The 21,070-nt window shown below is 42.4% G+C and carries 16 protein-coding genes and 1 riboswitch; of the genes, 9 read left to right on the plus strand and 7 right to left on the minus strand.

The window, feature by feature from the left end:
* Positions 1–46: 46 nt before the first annotated feature.
* The gene (locus NSQ17_RS05520) at positions 47–1,423 is read right to left on the minus strand and encodes an MATE family efflux transporter (RefSeq protein WP_019743129.1); all 1,377 of its coding nucleotides are present in this window, start codon (positions 1,421–1,423) and stop codon (positions 47–49) included.
* A 113-nt stretch (positions 1,424–1,536) separates the two neighbouring features.
* On the opposite strand from NSQ17_RS05520, the gene NSQ17_RS05525 reads away from it, so the two are divergent.
* From NSQ17_RS05525 to NSQ17_RS05535, 3 genes are all read left to right on the plus strand, one after another.
* Positions 1,537–2,403, plus strand: a complete 867-nt coding sequence (locus NSQ17_RS05525; RefSeq protein WP_045034702.1) for an AraC family transcriptional regulator — start codon at positions 1,537–1,539, stop codon at positions 2,401–2,403.
* A 14-nt stretch (positions 2,404–2,417) separates the two neighbouring features.
* The gene (locus NSQ17_RS05530) at positions 2,418–2,978 is read left to right on the plus strand and encodes a GNAT family protein (RefSeq protein WP_035392472.1); all 561 of its coding nucleotides are present in this window, start codon (positions 2,418–2,420) and stop codon (positions 2,976–2,978) included.
* A 63-nt stretch (positions 2,979–3,041) separates the two neighbouring features.
* Positions 3,042–3,317 (plus strand): hypothetical protein, encoded by a 276-nt coding sequence (locus NSQ17_RS05535; RefSeq protein WP_286067530.1) that lies wholly within the window; start codon positions 3,042–3,044, stop codon positions 3,315–3,317.
* 168 nt (positions 3,318–3,485) lie between these two features.
* Here NSQ17_RS05535 and NSQ17_RS05540 read toward each other — a convergent pair whose 3' ends face one another.
* On the minus strand, positions 3,486–4,022 hold the full coding sequence (locus NSQ17_RS05540) for a serine acetyltransferase (RefSeq protein WP_342467935.1): 537 nt from the start codon (positions 4,020–4,022) through the stop codon (positions 3,486–3,488).
* Between the two features lie 387 nt (positions 4,023–4,409).
* On the opposite strand from NSQ17_RS05540, the gene NSQ17_RS05545 reads away from it, so the two are divergent.
* Genes NSQ17_RS05545 through NSQ17_RS05570 form a run of 6 tightly spaced genes read left to right on the plus strand, consistent with a single transcriptional unit; the run spans position 4,410 to position 12,720 of the window.
* Complete coding sequence (locus tag NSQ17_RS05545; protein WP_342467936.1) at positions 4,410–5,756, plus strand: aspartate aminotransferase family protein; 1,347 nt, start codon at positions 4,410–4,412, stop codon at positions 5,754–5,756.
* On the plus strand, positions 5,743–7,239 hold the full coding sequence (locus tag NSQ17_RS05550) for an aspartate aminotransferase family protein (protein ID WP_160757896.1): 1,497 nt from the start codon (positions 5,743–5,745) through the stop codon (positions 7,237–7,239). The genes NSQ17_RS05545 and NSQ17_RS05550 overlap by 14 nt, the downstream gene beginning before the upstream one ends.
* Entirely contained in the window at positions 7,236–9,017 is a 1,782-nt protein-coding gene (locus NSQ17_RS05555) for an IucA/IucC family protein (protein WP_342467937.1), read from the plus strand. Before NSQ17_RS05550 ends, NSQ17_RS05555 begins: the two co-directional genes overlap by 4 nt.
* The gene (locus NSQ17_RS05560; protein ID WP_007499091.1) at positions 9,014–9,568 is read left to right on the plus strand and encodes a GNAT family N-acetyltransferase; all 555 of its coding nucleotides are present in this window, start codon (positions 9,014–9,016) and stop codon (positions 9,566–9,568) included. The genes NSQ17_RS05555 and NSQ17_RS05560 overlap by 4 nt, the downstream gene beginning before the upstream one ends.
* The gene (locus NSQ17_RS05565; protein ID WP_096881223.1) at positions 9,543–10,892 is read left to right on the plus strand and encodes a lysine N(6)-hydroxylase/L-ornithine N(5)-oxygenase family protein; all 1,350 of its coding nucleotides are present in this window, start codon (positions 9,543–9,545) and stop codon (positions 10,890–10,892) included. The genes NSQ17_RS05560 and NSQ17_RS05565 overlap by 26 nt, the downstream gene beginning before the upstream one ends.
* A gap of 13 nt (positions 10,893–10,905) precedes the next feature.
* Positions 10,906–12,720: an IucA/IucC family siderophore biosynthesis protein gene (locus NSQ17_RS05570; protein WP_342467938.1), complete on the plus strand. Its 1,815-nt coding sequence runs from the start codon at positions 10,906–10,908 to the stop codon at positions 12,718–12,720.
* Between the two features lie 45 nt (positions 12,721–12,765).
* Here the strand turns inward: NSQ17_RS05570 and NSQ17_RS05575 are convergent, their stop codons facing one another.
* The 5 genes from NSQ17_RS05575 to NSQ17_RS05595 form a co-directional block, all read right to left on the minus strand.
* On the minus strand, positions 12,766–13,623 hold the full coding sequence (locus NSQ17_RS05575; protein ID WP_144678932.1) for a GNAT family N-acetyltransferase: 858 nt from the start codon (positions 13,621–13,623) through the stop codon (positions 12,766–12,768).
* A 159-nt stretch (positions 13,624–13,782) separates the two neighbouring features.
* A complete protein-coding gene (locus tag NSQ17_RS05580; RefSeq protein ID WP_342467939.1) occupies positions 13,783–14,718 on the minus strand; it encodes an anti protein in 936 nt (311 codons plus the stop codon).
* 117 nt (positions 14,719–14,835) lie between these two features.
* Positions 14,836–18,264: a methionine synthase gene (gene metH, locus NSQ17_RS05585; RefSeq protein ID WP_243825112.1), complete on the minus strand. Its 3,429-nt coding sequence runs from the start codon at positions 18,262–18,264 to the stop codon at positions 14,836–14,838.
* Entirely contained in the window at positions 18,248–20,089 is a 1,842-nt protein-coding gene (locus NSQ17_RS05590) for a bifunctional homocysteine S-methyltransferase/methylenetetrahydrofolate reductase (protein ID WP_342467940.1), read from the minus strand. Before NSQ17_RS05590 ends, metH begins: the two co-directional genes overlap by 17 nt.
* 78 nt (positions 20,090–20,167) lie before the next feature.
* Positions 20,168–20,286: riboswitch (SAM riboswitch) on the minus strand.
* A gap of 81 nt (positions 20,287–20,367) precedes the next feature.
* Positions 20,368–20,859: a YajQ family cyclic di-GMP-binding protein gene (locus tag NSQ17_RS05595; protein ID WP_024720044.1), complete on the minus strand. Its 492-nt coding sequence runs from the start codon at positions 20,857–20,859 to the stop codon at positions 20,368–20,370.
* Between the last annotated feature and the right edge of the window lie 211 nt (positions 20,860–21,070).

Raw genomic sequence — 21,070 nt, forward strand, 5'->3', positions numbered from 1 at the left:
TTAGCCCTTTGTCAACAATCTGAAAGGACTGCACCCGCAGTCCTTTTTATGTGGAAGTAAACCGGTACTCCGTCCATACCCTTGAACGCCACCGCCTATACATGAAGATACCTCTTACCCATTCATCCACGATAAAAGAAATCCAAACCCCGATAAGGCCCATCTCAAGTTGAATGCCTAATAAATAAGCGATCGGAAGGCCGATGCCCCACATTGAAATCATCGCCATATAGACTGGAAACTTCGCGTCACCAGCTGCCCGCAAGGAGTTGATGATGACCATATTAAAAGAACGTCCAGGCTCTAAAATAATTGTCAATATGAGGAGGAGACTCGCTATTTGAATGATCTCACTGTTGCTAGTGAAAAAAGTAAGTAAATGCGTCGATGATAAAGATAAAGCAGTAGAAGAAAGAAGTGAGATGGCAATGGCCCAGTATAAGCTTTTCATGCATCTTCGATAGGCCGCATCAAATTCTTTCGCCCCGATCAGGCGCCCGATTAAGATTTGTGTTCCTTGGCTAATGGCGGCACCAAATAACATAATGAACATCATCAAATTCTGGGTATAGACTTTTGCTGCCAGTGCTTGCGTGCCCATAAATGTGATAAACAGCGTAATAATCATTTGAGAACCATTATAAGAAAGTTGTTCTCCAGCAGAAGGAATGCCGATTTTTAGCAGTTTTTTTAAATGCGTTCGCTGGATGTAAAACATTCGTTTGAATGAAAACCGCAATCCAATGCGGTGTCGAACAATGAGTATCATGGCTGTAAGACCGATCAACCGTGCAAATGATGTGGAAAGAGCAACACCCATGACACCTAATACAGGGAAGCCAAATGGTCCAAAGATGACCAAATAATTACCAGCAACATTTAACAAGTTCATACCGATGGTGACATACATCGTATCTCTCGTGAATCCATAGCTTTTTAAAATAGCACTATAGGTCATAATGAGCGCCTGAATAAAAGAAAGCAGGCCGACAATCTGTAAAAAGACGGTTGCATCTGGCATGAGCTCGCTTGATAATCCCATCATATGCAGGATGGGCACAGCTAACACAAACATAAGAAGACTGATCACAAAGCTAATGAGGAAGTTGGTGCCTAGTGATACATAGGCAACTTGGGTCGCTTCCTGCTTGCGGCTCGCTCCTAAAAGCTGCGCAATGACAATCGTCGTCCCAGTCGTAATGAAGCTGAACATCACAATCAATAGATTTAATAGCTGATTGCTTACCCCTACTGCGGCAACACTATTGTCAGAATACTGGCTGAGCATCAGTGTATCTGCGCTCCCCATCAGCATATATAAAGAGATTTCGATAAAAATAGGCCAAGTTAATGCAAATAATGAAGGGTGGGATTTTTCACTTTTGGCTTGAACCTTTTGTATTGTCAGTGCTTGTGGTTTCATCACATCGCCTTCTTTCGTATAAATCCGATTTATAGTGTACCTTGCATCGACTATAATAAGAAGAGATGAAACCGAAACTTATTGGAGAAATCCGACTTCATAAGGGGATGAATATGGGTCCGTTTATTACATTTACTGTACCGCCATTTCCAGTCTATATTGCTTCAGGCAAAGGTGTATTCCATCGAGGAGAACGACATATCTCCAGAATTTTCACCGTATTTGATCTTCTTTATGTCACGAAAGGTGAACTGTGGATCACAGAAGACGAGGTGCCTCATCACGTAAAAGAGGGAGAATATATCATCTTATCACCGGGACTTGCCCATGGTGGACATCTGCCATGCAAAGAAGAAACACTTTATGAGTGGCTGCATTTTTCAATTGATTCATTTGAGTTTACAGATCGGCCGAGAGAACACTGGTTTGACATGAAGCAAAATCAAGCCACTTTTGAAAAAGCAGCAAGCTATGAATTTCGTCTGCCCCGAAAAGGAAAAGTGAAAGGGGAAAGCGTGCTACAGAAGCATCTTTCAGCGATGCGCGCTTTAAATGATGATGCGTCTGAACTTCAGCTCAAAAAGCAGCTTCAATTTGAGGAAATGCTCATTCATTTACAAAAAGAAGCATTTCATATTCCAAGTGCAAAGGAGACTGTCGCTTCAGAAGTGGTTCACTATCTTGAACGTCATTTTACGCAAAAATTACAGATGGAGAAGCTGGCAGAGATTCTTCATTATCATCCTGATTACATGACAAGGTGCATGCAGACCGTGTACGGACTGACGCCGAGCCAGTACATCAATCGACTCAAAATTGAAAAAGCCAAAAGCCTGCTTGCTTCAACGAATGAAAAAATAGCTCTCATTGCAGAACATGTAGGCATTGATGACCCTACTTATTTTTCAAAGCTGTTTCGGCAAAATGAAGGCATGACGCCTATCGAGTATCGTCATCTTGCTAAAAGAACGACAAAGTAAAGGAACGTGAACAGATGAAAGGAAAAAAAGAAGAGATTGTGAGCATACGTCCATTAGACGAAACCGATTTAGAAGTGGTATGGCATTTAAGGTTTAAAGCGCCAGACCAGGCTTATCGAAAGTGGAATGCACCATATTTTATTGAACATGACATATCGCTCGCTGCATTTAAAAAACGCTATTTACAGGATGATTCTGTCCTGCCAAAACTATTTGGCATTGATGTCGGAGGTGAATTAAAGGGTACAGTTTCTTATTATTGGGAGAATGAACGCACACGTTGGCTGGAGTGTGGGATTCTTATTTATGACTCACGTTTTTGGAATGGGGGCGTTGGAACAAAGGCATTGCGTCTATGGATCGATGAACTTTTTTCACACATTGATATCCCACGCATCGGTCTGACTACCTGGTCTGGAAATGAACGCATGATGCGTTGCGCAGAGAAATGCGGGTTTATCCTTGAGGGAAGACTGCGTAAGGTTCGTTACTATCAAGGGGAGTATTATGATTCGATGCGGTATGGGATGCTGAGAGAAGAATGGCAAAGCCTTCCGAATCATTCATTTGAATAGTTGTTTTTAAGATTAGGAAAAAAGTATAGTAAGATTAAATAAATTGAAAAAGAAGGGTGGCGGATGAATGTGAAATGGATTACAGGTTGGTTTGTATCCATATTAGTCGCAATCTACCTATTCGTTGATGCACCAAAACACGGGAAAAATAAATGGTTATGGGCCATCTTAGGTCTTTTGCTCGGGCTCTTCACACTTGGAATATATCTCATTCAAACAGGAAGAAAAGGGGTGGGCTGGACAGTACTGATTGTGTCCATTTTCATCTATGCGATTGCCATCCTCGTCTTTGTCTTGTACTTTCTCATGCTGGTCTTCGGGTACTCCAACGCAAATTAGAGGGTACGGCTGTGGTGATTTGTTTCACTTCAAGTTGCTACCGATTGATGGTTTGATTGCGCCAAAGCATCTTAGGATAAATGGTGATGGGGCTCGGGCAGGATGATCCTCATGTTTATCCATCTTATTTTATCTCATGTGGCTCACTGCTTTGGTCAAGTAAGTCCTTCATAAAGAAGGGCTTTTTTCTTTTATTTTTTGAGCAGGGACACCTGCAATGACAATCCGCTCTTCATGAAAGGAGCGATTCACTACTGCATTTGCTCCGATGGAAATATGATTCGCAATATAAATGTTTCCAAACAGTTTAGCGCCAGGGCCGATCCATACATGATCTCCGATGACGGGCACATCTTTTTCATGATGGTTTTGACCGATATTTACGCCTTGATGAATATCACAAAACGCGCCGATTTTGGCATGCTTGTTCACAATCAACAGCCCAGTATGGTTGATTCTGAGCCCAGGTCCAAATACACCAATTGGGATATCAAAGCCAAGCTGCATTCCTTTCTTTTTATGTAAGTAACGATAAAACCATTTGCGTAACGTAGCACCGCTATTCGTATAGTACTCATATTTTCGTAAATATCTTTGATATTTCCAAATATCATCCCCAAGCCACTTTGGTCTTTTTCGATTGGTGGCAAGTGCTTTCTGATCTTGTGCCAAGTAGTGGTGAAGGTCATGCTTCGTTAAAATCATCAGATCTCCCTCGATTCCCTTTCGTTTCAGAGAAATTATACCATCATAACCATTTATATCAAGATAAAATAACGTTCATTTTTTGTTTTACTGCATTCATTTCATTCGGCCGTCCCGTATCAAACAAGGGAGCTACAACGCATAGAGCAAAAGAACCAGGAGAATTGTTTTGTAATTTTTTTCAATATTTTTCATACTCAAACGTTACATCGCCCTTATGGCTGTAGATGTTTGTAAAAAATACACGAAATTACTCGTTAAAAAGAGAATATAGCATTCATATGCTTTTAGAATCATCTTTTTGAATACAATTGACTTTCGTATCTTACATCCTCTAGGCTAGTAAATGAAAATGATAATCTTTATCAATTGGAGGAGTGTTTTATTATGTCCATCAAAACCGTTTCTAAAAATCAGCAATTTTTAGAGCAACAAAATCAAAGAGAATCTAATGCAAGGTCTTACCCGAGACGGTTCCCATTAGCCATGCAAAAAGCCGAAGGTATGATCGTGACAGATGCAGATGGTAGAGAATTTTATGACTGCCTAGCAGGTGCAGGAACCCTTGCCCTTGGTCACAATCACCCGGTTGTTATAGATGCTATTGAACGTATGCTTCATGAAAAAAGACCGTTGCATACGCTGGACATCACTTCAGAGATTAAAGAAGAATTTGTGAATGAGATTTTTTCTCACTTGCCAGAAGAGTTTGCAAAAAGAGCAAAAATTCAATTTTGTGGACCAACTGGTGGTGATGCTATAGAAGCAGCAATTAAATTAGTCAAGACAGCGACGGGAAATCGTTCCATTCTATCATTCCACGGAGCATATCATGGTGCTACACATGGCACGATGTCATTAAGCGGCAACTTATCGCCAAAGGAAAAAGTACAAGGATTAATGCCAGATGTTCACTTCCTGCCTTATCCATATGAATACCGCTGCCCATTTGGAATTGGCGGTAAAGACTCACATCGCATTTCAAGCTCTTATATTGAGCGTGTATTAAATGACCCTGAGAGTGGAATTCTCCCGCCAGCAGGCATGATCTTTGAAGCGGTGCAAGGGGAGGGCGGCTCCATCCCGGCATCAATTGAATGGATACAAGAAATGAGACGAATCACAAAAGAAAAAGGAATTCCACTTATTATTGACGAGGTTCAGTCAGGCATCGGCCGAACTGGTAAGATGTTTGCCTTTGAACATGCTGGTATTGTGCCAGATGTCATCGTGTTATCAAAAGCAATTGGGGGAAGCCTTCCGCTATCCGTTGTGATTTATGACAAAGACTTAGATCAATGGAATCCAGGTGCACACATTGGCACGTTTAGAGGAAATCAAATGGCGATGGCAGCTGGAACTGCTACGCTTAAATTTATAAAAGAAACCAATCTGCTTGATCATGTAGAAGCACTTGGTCAGCGTATGCAGGCCAATCTAAAAGACATTCAAAAACAAGTGCCTGCTCTCGGTGATGTGCGAGGAAGAGGATTAATGATTGGTGTTGAAGTTGTGAATCCAGATGAGAAACAGGATGTGGACGGCAGTTATCCAGCAAATCCAGAGCTAGCCAGTCTCATTCAAAAGAATTGTTTTGATAAAGGCTTAATTGTGGAGACAGGAGGCCGTTTTGGAAGTGTGATTCGATTCTTACCACCTTTGATCATGACAGAAGAACAGCTTGAAAAAGTCATCACGATTTTTAAAGAGGCAGTTTACGATGCAGTCAACTAAACCATCTGTCGATTCATTATTTATTCAACAAAGCCAGCTTGGGAGGGAGTCCTTCCAAGCGGCTCTCTACACATCCATCGACAGCTTACTGGCAGAGTGGCAAACAAGCAGAGGACCGTATAGCGGAATATTGCCTGGGAAATTAGCGGCTCATGTCGAATCGTTATTCCAGATTCAACCGGCTGGTGAATCCATTGAGTCTGTTTTTCAAGATATAAAAAATCACCTTTTACCGCATTTAGTTGATGTGTCACATCCTAAATGCCTGGCACATTTGCATTGCCCACCTCTAATCCCTGCTCTGGCAGCAGAGGTGATCGTAAGTTCCTTTAACCAATCAATGGATTCCTTTGATCAAAGCGGCATTGCATCTTTGGTTGAGGAGGAAATCCTCAAGTGGTTATGTGAAAAGTTTTCTTATGGAGAACGAGCAGATGGGACCTTTACGAGCGGTGGAACCCAATCTAACTACATGGGACTGCTTTTAGCAAGAGATGCATTTTGTGAAAACACTTGGCAATGGAATGTACAGCAGAAAGGGTTGCCGAGCGAGGCAAACCGTATGCGGATTCTTTGCTCCAAGAATGCCCACTTCACTGTGAAAAAATCAGCATCTCAGCTAGGTTTAGGTGAACAGGCTGTTGTGTTAGTTGAGACAGACGAACATCACCGAATGGACCTGCATGATTTGCAGAAGAAGCTTATGGAGCTTAAAGAGCAGGAATTGCTTCCATTTGCAGTCGTTGCGACTTGCGGGACAACTGATTTTGGCAGTATTGATCCTGTACGTGACATATATGACATGGTGAAGCCTTTCGGTTTGTGGATTCATGCAGATGCTGCCTATGGAGGAGCGCTTGTATTAAGCAAAACCTTCCAAGGAAAATTAGATGGCATCGAGTTGGCTGATTCGATCACGATTGACTTTCATAAGCAATTTTATCAGCCGATCTCCTGCGGGGCATTTTTACTAAAGGATAAAAGACATTTTGGTTTGATTGATTACCACGCAGATTATCTCAATCCAAAGGAAGATGAACTGGAAGGCATTCTGCATCTCGTGAATAAATCTGTTCAGACGACGCGCCGGTTTGATGCGCTAAAACTCCTTCTCTCTCTGCGTATGATTGGAGAAGAAGGGTTTGCAAGTATCATTGACCATACCATCCATTTTGCGAAAGATGTGGCTACGTTGATTGAGAAAAATGAGCATCTTGAGGTGATCAATCCTGATCCAGAAATCAATGCAGTCGTGTTTCGTTTTATAGATGATCATCAAGCAGAGGACATCAATAAAATCATTCATCGCACACTTTTCCAAACAGGAACGGCTGTCGTAGCAAAAACAGTAGCCGATGGTCAAACTTGCTTAAAATTCACTTTGTTAAATCCGAGAACGACTATTACACATATTGAGGAAATCCTTTCTGACATTGTTGATATCGGGATCGCTCATATTCAATCCGGGAGGGTACTACGTTGAGTCAATATAAACAAATGGCTGAAAATGCAACTATGCAAAGCTTTTTAAACTGTTTTTTACGTGAAACAGGAATTGATCGATCTGCAAAGAAAGAGACAAAAGCAGACGGCTCACTTGTATTTGTAGCAGCATTAGCAAAACAAGATCTTGAGCTTGTCATTCCGATTCGATATTTTTCGCCTGTAGGCCGTCATCTCTTTGATTTTCCCGTTCGCTTTCGCCCGCAAGGCAGTGAGCAACAGGGAACGATCATCGATTACACCACACTTGTTGCTTTATGTTCAAAGGAACTTCTCATTGAATATGGCCGCACAGATGCAGAGGATGAGTTTATGCTTCGCATCATTTTAAGCTGCCGGAATATTGAACGATTCATCAGAGAGAGAGAAAGTGATCGAGCGGCTCTTTCTTCAGCTGATTTTGAATATATTGAAGCGGAGCAGTCACTTCTTCTTGGGCATTTAACGCATCCTACACCAAAAAGCAGACAAGGAATGACAGAAGAGGAGGAAGCTATTTATTCTCCTGAGCTGAAAGGCTCTTTCCAGCTTCATTACTTTAAAGCACATCCGTCAATTGTGCTTCAGGATTCTTCTCTTTCACAATCTGCGGCAAGTCTCATGTTTGAGGAGATCATGCGCCAGATGCCAGAAGAAAAAGAGAGACTGACGACGTTAACAGAAGGCGGTGAATATGTCCTGATTCCGATTCATCCGCTACAAGTCCAAGTGGTCATGGAGAAAGCGTTCGTCAAGCGTTATATAGAGGACGGGATGCTGACGTATTTAGGGCCGCTAGGATCTGAATACACAGCGACATCTTCCTTTAGAACGGTCTATCAAAAAGACTCTGCGTACATGCTTAAATTCTCTGTCCCTGTAAAGATCACAAACTCTTTACGTGTTAACAAACAAAAGGAACTTGATCGTGGAGTTGAGATGTCTCGTATCTTAAAAACAGAATTAGGCGTTTCTTTATATGACAAATTCTCTGGATTCCGTGTGATTGAAGATCCTGCGTATCTATCTATTCAAGGGGATGAGGCGGAATCTGGCTTTGAAGTCGTCATTCGTCAAAATCCATTTTTGCATCATGAAAAAGGGGCAAGCTTAATTGCAGGGCTATGTCAGGATCATGCATACGGAGGAAAATCAAGGCTTTCAGGCATTATCCATGAATTAGCAGACGCTGAAGGCAGATCAACAGAAGATGTCAGCCGTGATTGGTTCACACAATATTTATCGATTGCGTTAAAGCCGATGCTTTGGCTGTTTGAAACGTATGGACTTGCCCTTGAAGCTCATCAGCAAAATGCTGTCGTACAGCTAAAGAATGGATATCCGCACACATTCTATTATCGTGACAACCAAGGCTACTATTATAGCGAATCGAAAAAGGATCAGCTTGCGAAGCTTGTTCAAAACTTAAGCGTAAGAAGTGAAACCATTTGTGCAGACGATGTAGCGGTTGAGAGACTGCGTTACTATTTCTTCTTTAATCATTTGTTTGGTCTTGTGAATGGTTTTGGTACAGAGGGGCTTGCAAAAGAAGAAGATTTATTAGCCCTGATTAGAGACACACTGCTTGCGCATGAAGAGACATATGGTGCATCTGAGCTGACGAACAGTCTTCTTCGGTCACAGGAGCTGCCTTCAAAAGCGAACTTACTCACGCGGTTTGAAGATATGGATGAGCTGACGGGTTCTTTAGAAACTCAATCCAGGTACACGTCTGTATTGAATCCGCTCTTTTTACATAAGGAGGCGCTGATTGGATGAGGCATCGAATTGGGTTCATTCGCGCTGAATATGAACGGGACGTCCAGCTTGTCCACAAGTGGATGCAAGAAGAGTATGTCCACCCATTTTGGCATTTGAATATTCCATTTCCTGCTTTTGAAAAGCACTTTTATCAGGCCATTCATGATCCGCATCAAACCCTTTATTTAGGAACCATTGATGGCACGCCGATGAGCTATTTTGAAGCATACAATGTGAAAGGGGATATCATTGAATCGTACTATGAGCCTTCTCCGCATGATCAAGGCATTCACCTGTTAATTGGAGAGCCAGATTATGTAGGGAAAGGATTTGCGGCTCCGCTGCTTCAAGCCATGACAGCATTTCAGTTTGAGCAGAACAAACGAACAGAAAAAATCGTGGCTGAGCCAGATATTCGGAACGAAAAAATGATTCATGTCTTTGAAAAGTGTGGATTCGAACGTGTGAAACCAGTCACTTTACCAGATAAAACAGGTCTTTTGATGTTTTGTCATCGAGATCGATTTGAAAGGAAGTATAACCATGACGCGGTTCAACAAGCAAAATAATGTAGTGGATGTCATTGGGATTGGCATTGGACCATTTAACCTAGGGCTTGCTGCATTATCTGAAGAAGTAGACGAAATTGACGCTTTGTTTTTTGAAAGAAGTGAAGCGTTCCACTGGCATCCAGGTATGCTCATTGAAGGGACAACACTTCAAGTCCCCTTTTTAGCGGATCTTGTCAGTATGGCGGATGTGAAAAGCAAATATAGCTTTCTCAACTATTTGCAGGAACAAAACCGTTTGTATTCATTTTACTTTCTAGAAGACTTCCATATCCCGCGCAAGGAATATAGCCATTATTGCCGCTGGGTCGCGGATCAATTAGATTCTTGCCGATTTGGCATGAATGTCGAATCTGTCTCCATCGTTGAAAAAGCTGGAGAAAAACGATATGAAGTGCATGTCCGTCATGTGAAAGATCAAACGGTAGAGGTGTTTGAGAGTAAGCATCTTGTTTTAGGTATCGGTACACAGCCTGCGGTACCAGCATCTCTTCAGCCAGCTTTAGGGGATCGGGTGTTTCATTCTGCTGATTACTTGAAACGAAAGAAAGAAGGCTGTTTTAAAGGAAAATCCGTGACGGTCATCGGTTCTGGTCAAAGTGCGGCAGAAGTATTCTATGACATTTTATCAGACGATGAGGCGAAGGATATTCATTGGTTTACACGCTCTAAAGGGTTTTTCCCAATGGAATATTCAAATTTAGGTCTTGAGTATTTCTCTCCAGACTATATTGATTTCTTTTATGAGCTTCCGCAGCCTAAAAAAGATGCGCTATTAAAGCAGCAAGATTTGCTGTATAAAGGCATCAGTTCAGCGATGATCCGAGATATTTATCACTTGCTTTATGAACGCTCTGCTTGCGGAGAGCAGCTGAACACCGTGCTGCAGGCGATGACGGAAGTCAATTTGATTGAGGAAACGAGGGACGGCTTATCGCTTTCATGCAATCAATGGGTCAAAGAGGACTCCTTTACGCATGAGACAGACATTGTCGTCTTGGCAACGGGCTATCAATCTGTATTACCGCCATTTATTGATCCGATTTCCCATCATATTCAGTGGGATCATCAAGGACGCTTCCAGGTTGAACGTGAATATCGATTGAAAACAAACACATTAGGTGAGAATGATATTTTTGTACAAAATGCAGAGCTTCATACACATGGAGTAGGCGCACCAGATTTAGGGCTAGGGGCGTACCGAAACAGTGTCATTATCAATGAACTGGCTCGTCGACCTGTGTATCCACTTTATCAAAAGCATGTTTTCCAGACATTCGGTACACATAAACACGCAAATACATTTGAAGAAATCAAAGGGTAAGGAGGATGAACCGATGAGTGTACAAGATGAATTGAAAAAAGCGGTCAATCCTGCTGCTTGGAAAAAAGCAAACCAGCGAATGGTGGCAAAAATGCTGTCCGAATATATGTATGAGGATATGCTTCATCCCGTTCAGCTAAATCATCAGGATGGCATCGCCCAATATGAATTAATCATTCACGATCAGAAGAAATATCGTTATCTCGCAAAACCTCGTTTGTTTGATAGTTTTGATACGATTGCTGAATCGATCGAGTGCTGTCAAGACGGAACATGGACAAAGGATGTTAGTGCCATTGTGTTTTTACTAGACATTCAGCCAATCATCCCAATGTCTTCTGAAACAACTGGTCATCTGATCAAAGAGCTTCACCATACCTTGTTAGCGGATGTTCATTTGCTGTCGAAAAAAGCACTTCGTGCAGATGAGCTAACAGATACAGATTATGCATGGATTGAGGGCGAGATGACTGGTCATCCGTGGATCGTCTATAACAAAGGGCGTATTGGATTCAGCTACGATGATTACTTAGCCTATGCACCTGAAAGGCAGGAATGTGTGCAGCTGTCTTGGATTGCTGTTCACCGAGAACTTGCGACTTTCCATGCGGTCGATCATGAGAACTATGAGCACATCATTGCCAAAGAATTAGACGAAGTCACGATTCGTCAATTCCAACGTGTGTTAAAGGATGAAGGGCTGAATGCGGCTGATTATTATATGATGCCTGTTCATAAATGGCAGTGGACGCATATGATCATCCAGCATTTCCCTGAAGATTTAGCCATGCGCCGTATTGTGTATTTAGGAGAAGGGCTGGATCAATATATTCCACAGCAATCGATCAGAACCTTTACAAACATCTCAAATAAAGGCAAGCATCATATTAAACTGCCAATGAGTATTTTAAATACGCTAGTGTACCGGGGGCTCCCATCAGAACGTACGGTGATTGCACCTCGTATTACAGCACATATTAAAGGAATCGCCGATCAAGACGCCTTTTTATCCGATGTATGCCGCGTGATTTTACCGGGTGAGAATGCGAGTATCAATGTTGATCATCCTTATTACAGCAAGCTACCTGGTGCGCCATATCAATACCTTGAAATGCTTGGGGTCATTTTTAGAGAAAGCATTTATACGTATTTAGATGAAGGGGAGAGCCCTGTTACGTTGGCGGCACTGACGTATGAAGATCATGAAGGCGAGCCTTATCTGAAGCAGCTCATTGAAAAATCGGGTCTGTCAGCAAAAGAATGGATGGCGTCATTCTTCCACGTTGTCATGCCGCCGCTTCTGCACTTTATGTATCAATATGGCACGGTGTTTTCACCGCACGGACAAAATACAATTCTTGTATTAAAAGATCACAAGCCGCATCGTTTGGCGATCAAAGATTTTGTTGATGATGTGAACATTAGTGATCAGCCGCTGCCTGAATTGGCTTCATTAGAAGAAGATCTAAAGGAAGTGCTGCGTAGTGAGCCGCCTGAGGGTCTTGTACAATTTATTTTTACGGGTCTGTTTATTTGCAATCTTCGTTACGTGTCAAACGTGTTAGACAATCACAATCTGTTAGATGAAACGACGCTTTGGCGCTTGCTTGCAGAAGAAATTCAGCAGTATCAAAAGCAATTTCCACAGCTAAAAGATCGTTTTGCTTTATTTGATCTATTCCAGCCTCAGCTGACAAAGCTTTGCTTAAACCGTAATCGCATGATTGATTATGGCTATGGAGATGGAGATGACCGGCCGCATGCATCAGAGCATGGCAAGGTCACAAATGCAATCGCTCAAGTTCTCTCATCCGTAGGCGAAAAATAAAAAAGAAAAGCTGTAGACAACATCTGTCTACAGCTTTTTGATTTTTTAAGAAAATGCTTGTGAGGCCAGGAAATAGAGAAGCGCCGGATCGTTCTGCTTTTCGTTCCCGCGAATCATCATAAAATGTGCGACGTTTGTTTTCGTAAATCCTGCTTCTACAAGTGATGCATGCAGGCGTTCAGCTGTTTCTTCCTGCATATCTAAACGAAAGGCGCCAGAATAAGACGTGAGAAGTGATTGAATGAGTGATAGCGCCGTTTGTTCATCGTTTGCTGCAAGCGGGCCAATCATCAGATTAGCTGGTGTTTCCACACCAAACGCGAAGCCGGTGATTTCGTGGTGTTCATCCTTTGCGATCAGTTTAAATGCTGCTCGCTCCATTCGCTTTATTAAGAAGTTTGATCGATTGGTCCCTGCGCCTTTTTCATCCAGCCTTTCAATAGACGGGAGGTGCGTTTGATCAGCGGGAAAAAGATGAATCTGATGTGACGGGTGAAGGGCACTAGGATTTGTTTTTTGTGCTTTGTATGTATGAATATAACCGGCTGTCTGAAAGCCGATTTTTTCATAAACTGGGCGTCCTTGTACAGTAGCCGTTAAAACGACAGGGACACTTGGATCACTATGACGAAGCAGTGTGTCAATCATTTGACGGGCAAGACCGAGGCCTCGATGTGTCTCAGATACAATGACCGCCCCAATTGATGCCACTCTGTCATACTGAAAAAGTCCAGCGCATGAAATGACTTGTCCGTCAGTTGTTGTAAAACCGGTAAAATGTCCATTTGTTAAAAGAGATGTGAGCTCTTCCGCATTGTAATCAGGCCAGTCGACCTCTTTTGACAATGCAACAAGGTCTGGTATGTCATCAAGGGTTAAAGTTCGTTGTATAACGTTTGCCAATACACGCAACTCCTTCTTAGCTGATTTCTCTATATGTATCGTACCATAAGAACGCATAAGAAAAAGGAAAAGGGGATACCTTTTCCTTCAGCGTATAGACAAACCCTCGCATTTGGTGTCAGTCCTGCGCTTCGGTGCTCCCTTTTCCTTTTGTCTAGTTTAATAATTGAGGTCACGGTTGTATTCATATTCAAAGGTGAGCTGTAAGTTTTTAATTGAGACAACGCCTACTTTGATTAACCGTCCACCGATCAATTGAGGAATCTCGGTTGCATTAAAAGAAACAAAAAAGCGGTCTTTTGCTGGCACTTGACTTGTTTTATAAGAAGAGATGTCAACTTTTTGACCGTTCCAAGGTACGTTCACTGTTCCGCCTTTTAAGGAAGAGACAGTGAATACATAATTATATGCATTTGTACTGCCTTTTTCAGCTTCTAATGACAGGCCAGTGACAACGGCATCCTGCGGCAAGCTGCTTAAATCAAAAGAAGAATTGGGAGATCCGGCTTCATTGAAACTATTCAATGTGGCAGGTGATCCATATCGTTTCGTTGTGCCTTTTTCAATACTTTTATCAAAGACAATACGATACATGTTGTCCTCTTCATTTAATAATTGCTTTGGTTTGACGGCTAAATAGTAGTCAGTGCTTGCGGCAATTTTCGGCATATGGATGATTTCATTTTGGTTGTTTGTCCGCACAGAGGAAGACACGAGTGACCCGCTCTGATTGTAAAGATAAAGATCGAAATCATTTCCAGCTTTCACATTGACGAGTTTGATAGAAAAGCGGCCATCTGCTCCATCAAATTTAGAGCTGGTGAACCGGTAAAAATCAATGTCATTCATAGAAGAGATACTACCTTCGTGATATAAATAGGTCTTGTTTAGATGAAGAGAGTGCTGTAAGAATTGAGCTTTTTCCATCGTATCATTGTTTGCATAATCACTGTCTGGATACAGATGCTCCAATTCTTCTGTATAATATGTTGTTTGTTTCGTAGAAGTTTCACTTGCTTGAGCAGGTGATTGGAAAAGAGGGCTAGCGATAAAGAGGCCTGTAAGCAATAAAACCCCGATCTTCTTTTTGAACATGACAAACATCTCCTTTTAAGTAAATGACTTTCATTTATAATATCGGTAAATAAACGTAATTTTTCATATTTATTCCATTTTTATTTATAAAAAGAACCTCCAATTCAGGAGGTTTTTTTAGTGAACGTTAAAATATCGAGCTTCAGGATGAGAAACGACAATGGCTGAAACGGATGCTTCGGGCTCCATCATAAACCCTTCTGTGAGATGAATCCCGATTTTTTCTGGCTGCAGCAGGTGGAATAGTTTTTCTTGGTCTTCTAGATTAGGGCACGCTGGATAGCCAAAGGAATAGCGCTGACCTTGATATTTGGCTTGGAACCGTTTCTCCATCGTGAAATCGACTGGGTCTGGGAATCCCCATTTATCACGAATTACTTGGTGCGTTCGTTCAGCCAATCCTTCTGCAAGCTCAAGTGCTAAAGCTTGGACCGCATGCATTTTTAAATAGTCACCCTCTTGTTTAAATTGCTGCGCAACCTCTCGTATGCGGGCACCAGCCGTCACTGCAAATAAGGCGATATAATCTTTCTCGTTCTCTCCGCTTTTCCGCACATAATCAGAAATAGACCGGTACGGAAGTTTTTCCTGTCTTGGAAATTGGAATGTCTCAATGACGCGGTCAGGCGCTTCTGGATCATAGATATGCAGGTCATTCCCATTTGAACTGGCAGGGAAGAATTGATAGACGAATGCAGGTGCAAACCAGTTTTTCTCTCTGCCTTCTTGAAGAAGATCTGTGATCAGTTGTTTTAACTCCAATGCTTTTGGATGCTGTTCAGCCAAGAGCTTTTTGACCTTTCCTTTTAAGCCGAGATGATGGCCGATCAGCATCTGCTCATTGACATAGGGCATAATGTGGTGCAAATCAATATCCCGTACATAATGGCGTTTCGTATTTTCTGGCGTGAAAATCGCTGCCTCCGGAAGTGTCGCGCGTTTTTCTAGTAATTCAATCACAGCTTTTGGCTGCGTTGTTTCTTTTTCCTTATGGAGTGTTTCTTGATCCTCTAAGGGTTTTGTTTGAAATTGAAGAGGGTTCGCTCTTAATTCATTCGCTAAAGACAGGCCGTCCATTGCATCTTTGGCGTAAAGGACGGGGCCATCATATTGAGGCGAAATTTTCATCTTCGTAAACTTCCGGGAAAGCGCCGCGCCGCCCACCAAAATGGGAACAGAGATGTTTGCTTTTTGTAAATCTTGAGCGGTCAAGACCATTTGCTGTGCTGATTTGACAAGTAAACCTGATAATCCAATCATATCTGGCTTTTCTTTTTGCACCGCTTCAATCAATGTTTGTGGGGTTACTTTGATTCCGAGATCGACGACGTGAAAGCCATTATTGCTCAAAATGATGTCGACCAGGTTTTTCCCTATATCATGGACATCGCCTTTGACGGTGGCGAGGAGAATCTTCCCTTTGCCGCTTGCGTCCTTTTTCTCCATAAATTGCTCAAGGTATGAAACAGATGCTTTCATGACCTCAGCGGATTGGAGGACTTCAGCTACAATCAATTCGTTTTGATTAAAAAGGCGCCCAACCTCTGACATTCCCTGCATTAATGGTCCATTGATGACATGAAGAGGTGATTCAAATTTCTCCAAAGCAAGGGCCAAGTCATCAATCAGGCCTTCTTTCGTCCCTTCGACGACATAGAGTGCCAGCCTTTCATCAAGTGATAAGGAGATCTTTGGTTTCTTCTCTGTTTTCTTTTTCCCTCGATAAAATTGGGTGAACTCAGCAAGGGTTTGATCATTTGTTTCATAAAGTAAAGTTTCAGCCAGCTTGATTTCTTCCTTTGGAATTGAAGCGAAGCGTTCAAGCTTTTCAGTATTCACGATCGCATAATCAAGCCCTGCTTTTACGCAGTGATACAAATAAACGGCATTCAATATTTCTCTGCCAACTGGCGGGAGTCCGAAAGACACGTTACTAATGCCTAAAATGGTGAGACATTCAGGCAGTGCTGCTTTGATTCGCTCAATGCCTTTAATCGTCTCTTCAGCAGCACCAATATACTGTTCGTCTCCAGTACCTACTGGAAAGACAAGCGGGTCAAAAATGATATCACTCGCAGGGATTCCATATTTTTTCGTGAGCAGGTCATGGGATCTTACGGCAATCTCAAGTTTTCGATCTGCTGTGACGGCCATCCCTGTTTCATCGATTGTTCCAACAACAAGTGCGCCGCCATATAGCTTGACAAGCGGAAGAATCTCTTCAAAGCGCTCTTCTCCATCCTCTAAATTAATAGAATTGATAATGGCTTTTCCTTGAGAATACATGAGTGCTTTTTCGATGACATGTTTATCGGTTGAATCAATGACAAAAGGAGCTTTCACTTTTTTCATGGCTTCTTTTAAAAAGCCTTCCATGTCTGCTATCTCATCACGATCAGGGTCTGCTAGACACACATCAATGACGTGAGCGCCATTTTTCACTTGAGCACGGGCAATTTCTGCCGCCTCTTCAAACTTTTGTTCTGCGATGAGCCGTTTGAATTTGCGTGAACCAATGACATTTGTGCGCTCACCAACAAAGAGGGGGCGCATCGCTTCTTCATAAATGAGGGGCTCGATGCCTGATACGGTATGCGGTGATGACTCATGCGTCATGCTGCGGGGCTGAAGCGAACGTACTTCATCTGACAATGCCTGAATATGTGCAGGCGTTGTACCGCAGCAGCCGCCGACGATATTTAACCAGCCTTCTTTTGCAAAAGCGGCAATTTTTTTAGCAAGCGAAGCAGGGGATTCGTGATATTGCCCTTCTTCATCAGGGAGACCAGCGTTTGGATAGCAGCTGACAGCCGACTTTGAGATGGAGGAGAGTGTACGGATATGGTCTGTCATAAATTCTGGACCAGTTGCACAGTTTAGTCCGACGCTGATTGGTTTCATATGCTCAAGTGAGATATAAAAGGCTTCAATATCTTGACCGGCAAGGGTGGTGCCCATTGGTTCAATCGTCCCTGACACCATCAGTGGTAGCTCAATACCGGTTGCGTGAAAGGCTTCTTGAATACCTTTAAATCCAGCTTTGACATTCAGCATGTCTTGACTCGTTTCTAAAAGAAGAGCATCACATTTCCCATCAATCAGGGCGCGGGCTTGTTCTTCGTAATTTGCAACGAGCTCTTCAAACGTTGTGCCGCCTGTCACGGATAATGTTTTTGTAGTGGGTCCCATTGCGCCTACAACAAAGCGGGGCCAGTCTGGTGTCGACAAACGGTCTGCTTCACGCTTTGCCAGCTGAGCTGCTTTTACGTTCAATTCATAGGCGAGATGGCCAAGTCCATATTCATCGAGAACGAGCTTCGTCGCGCCGAATGTATTTGTTTCGATTAAATCTGCACTTGCTTCAAGATATTGCCGGTGAATCGTGGAGATAATATGAGGGGCTGTGACGTTCAAATATTCGTTACACCCCTCATACTCTTCTCCGCCGAAATCCTCTGCTGTGAGATCGGCGTTTTGAATCATTGTGCCCATTGCACCGTCAAGGACGAGGATGCGTTTTTTGAGCTGTTCAGTGATAGTTGGCATGGATGTTTGGCTCCTTTTCTTTCTGATGGATGTAAGTTGTCAGTTCTGCTGTTAAATCTGATCGAAGGAAAGGGGTAATTAAATAGATACCATTAAACAATTCGCAGGCTGTATCTAATAAAGAACGGGCAATCGCTAACCCTTCTGTCCGCTGCTTTTCTTTATCTTCGCCTGCCTTGGCCATAATCTCACGAATCGAGTCAGACAATTTAATGCCGGGAATTTCATGATGAATAAACTCAGCATTTCGGCTGCTTGTTAGCGGCATAATACCAATGTAAATCGGTTTATCCAAATGTCGGCTTTCTTCATGAATCTTCACAAGCTGTTCTTCAGAGTAAACAGGTTGTGAAATAAAATAATCGGCACCGTATTCGATTTTCTTCTCGAGGCGTTTGACCGCTTTATCAATATGACGGACATTTGGATTAAACGCGCCAGCCACTGAAAAATTGGTCTTTTTCCCGAGCGGCTTCCCAGAGAAAGATAGTCCCTCGTTAAATTGTTTGATCAGACGGATCAAATCAAAGGAGGTTAAATCATACACAGATGTCGCACCTGGGAAGTCTCCAATTTTAGACGGATCGCCTGTGATGGCTAAAATATCGGTTAGTCCAAGCGTGTCCAGTCCCATTAAGTGGGATTGGAGTCCAATCAAATTGCGATCACGACATGTGATATGGACAAGTGAACGCATATCAAGCTGCTGTTTTAATAAAGCGCCGCATGCCACATTGCTAATACGCGGGGTAGCTAGAGAGTTATCGGCCAGTGTGAGGGCATCAATGCCTGCACTTTTTAATTCGTTCGCTGCGACGAGGAATTTTTCAAAGTTCAGCTTCTTCGGCGGGTCCAGCTCGACGATAATCGAACGTTTTTTCACAGCAAGCTCGTCAAGACCTGGTTCTGTCCGTTGATCTTGGATGGAAATGATTTCTTCTTTTAATACTTTCACTTCTTTTTCGGTGATAGGTGCTAAATCTTTGACCGCCTCAGCCATGGCGCTTATATGCTGAGGGGTTGTTCCGCAGCAGCCTCCAATGATTCGTGCGCCCTGATTTCTAAACTCAAGTGCACTTTTTCGGAAATAATCATTATCTGTATCATAGACGAGTCTGCCTTCTTCAAGGGAGGGGAGACTGCTGTTTGGATAGACAGATAAATGCGAATTTTGCAAAAGTGGAACGCCTTCAAGTGCCTGAATCATATGATAAGGGCCTAATCGGCAGTTAATGCCGACGACATCAGCGCCAAGTGAGGATAATTCAGATAAACCGTCTTTTAGCGGTGTACCGTCCTGTAATACACCTTGCTCATGCATGGAGACGTTCATGACAATCGGAAGCGCAGTTTCTTTGCGAGCAATCTCAAGAACGGCTTTTGCTTCTTCAATATCGTAATATGTTTCAAGCAGTAATCCATCAGGCTCTTCATTTAAAAGGATATAGAGCTGTTCTCTAAAGCTCCGTTTAATCTCGTCTAAAGAGTAGGCATTTTTGTTAAATGTTCGAATCCCGCCGATCGTTCCGAGGACATAAGCTGAGCCAGCGGCTGCTTTTGCGATTTGTACAGCTTTTGTGTTAATGCGTTTTGTTTCTTCTTCTAAACCGTAGCGGGATAGTTTAATATAATTCGCACCGTATGTGTTCGTTTGAATAATGTCCGCTCCAGCTTGCACATATGCCTCGTGCACTCTTTTGACTTCATCATCTTTCGATAAATTTAATTCTTCAAAGCAGCGGTCAATGCCATAAGAGTATAAAAGTGTTCCCATTGCTCCATCAGCAATCAGTACGCGATTTTGTAAGTCTTGTAATAGGCCCATTGGTTTCCTCCTTATTTCTATGTAACAAAAAAAGCCTTCTGATAAGAAGAAGACTTTTTGGCTGTATTGAAATTCTTCTCCTTATCTTCCAAGCAGTTGCTTGCTGGATTTAGCACCTTGGTCATAGAAAATAGATTTCTACTACACCGGTTGCTGAGGCTTCACAGGGCCAGTCCCTCTGCCTCTCTTGATAAGAAAGCGATATGAACATGTCAATGAATTGAACTTCCATCAACTGTATCGAAAAAATCGGAAATAATCAATGGAAAATTTGAAATTTATCGAAAATTTATAAATTGGACGTCAATCGGTAAATCTGCCTTGCGCATGAGCGCCATCACTTCTTGTAAATCATCTTTATTTTTTCCTGTCACACGCACTTGGTCATCCTGAAATTGCGACTTTACTTTTAAACCAGATTGTTTGATCAAGGCATTGATCTTTTTGGCATTGTCCTTATCAATCCCGCTAATCAGCTTTGCACGCTGGCGAACGGTTCCACCTAGGGCATGTTCTGTTTTTCCATAGTCAATGTTTTTAGTCGGTACGTTTCGTTTAATCAGTTTTGTCACAAGGACATCCTTTAGCTGCTCCAGCTTGAAGTCATCATCAGAAATGAGAACGAGTTCTTCTTTTTCTAGTGAAATATCACTTTTACTTCCTTTAAAATCATAACGGTTTTTAATTTCTTTCAGTGCTGCTTGAATGGCGTTTTGCACTTCTGGCAGCTCCACCTTCGATACAATATCAAATGAACTTTCTTTTGCCATCACATATGACCTCCAACTATAGATATTGCGTCTATTTTATCATGCCCATAGGGGAAGAAGAAACTTTATCGAGGAGAGTTCAGATGCATGCGGTATAATTCAAGTACAGTTTGTCCACTTTAGCTAACAGAACTAGAGATGTTCATGATGACAGAAGTATAGTAGAATAAAGTGAATCAAAAGATGAACGAACGCTCTTTTAAGGGCAGAT

This window comes from Bacillus sp. FSL W8-0629, from assembly GCF_038593225.1.
GTDB lineage: Bacteria > Bacillota > Bacilli > Bacillales > Bacillaceae > Bacillus > Bacillus altitudinis.

Coding starts and splice junctions, on each gene's coding strand:
- NSQ17_RS05520 (WP_019743129.1), bottom strand. CDS start 1,423: ATGAAACCACAAGCACTGACAATACAAAAGGTTCAAGCCAAAAGTGAA.
- NSQ17_RS05525 (WP_045034702.1), top strand. CDS start 1,537: ATGGGTCCGTTTATTACATTTACTGTACCGCCATTTCCAGTCTATATT.
- NSQ17_RS05530 (WP_035392472.1), top strand. CDS start 2,418: ATGAAAGGAAAAAAAGAAGAGATTGTGAGCATACGTCCATTAGACGAA.
- NSQ17_RS05535 (WP_286067530.1), top strand. CDS start 3,042: ATGAATGTGAAATGGATTACAGGTTGGTTTGTATCCATATTAGTCGCA.
- NSQ17_RS05540 (WP_342467935.1), bottom strand. CDS start 4,022: ATGATTTTAACGAAGCATGACCTTCACCACTACTTGGCACAAGATCAG.
- NSQ17_RS05545 (WP_342467936.1), top strand. CDS start 4,410: ATGTCCATCAAAACCGTTTCTAAAAATCAGCAATTTTTAGAGCAACAA.
- NSQ17_RS05550 (WP_160757896.1), top strand. CDS start 5,743: ATGCAGTCAACTAAACCATCTGTCGATTCATTATTTATTCAACAAAGC.
- NSQ17_RS05560 (WP_007499091.1), top strand. CDS start 9,014: ATGAGGCATCGAATTGGGTTCATTCGCGCTGAATATGAACGGGACGTC.
- NSQ17_RS05565 (WP_096881223.1), top strand. CDS start 9,543: ATGACGCGGTTCAACAAGCAAAATAATGTAGTGGATGTCATTGGGATT.
- NSQ17_RS05570 (WP_342467938.1), top strand. CDS start 10,906: ATGAGTGTACAAGATGAATTGAAAAAAGCGGTCAATCCTGCTGCTTGG.
- NSQ17_RS05580 (WP_342467939.1), bottom strand. CDS start 14,718: ATGTTCAAAAAGAAGATCGGGGTTTTATTGCTTACAGGCCTCTTTATC.
- metH (WP_243825112.1), bottom strand. CDS start 18,264: ATGCCAACTATCACTGAACAGCTCAAAAAACGCATCCTCGTCCTTGAC.
- NSQ17_RS05590 (WP_342467940.1), bottom strand. CDS start 20,089: ATGGGCCTATTACAAGACTTACAAAATCGCGTACTGATTGCTGATGGA.
- NSQ17_RS05595 (WP_024720044.1), bottom strand. CDS start 20,859: ATGGCAAAAGAAAGTTCATTTGATATTGTATCGAAGGTGGAGCTGCCA.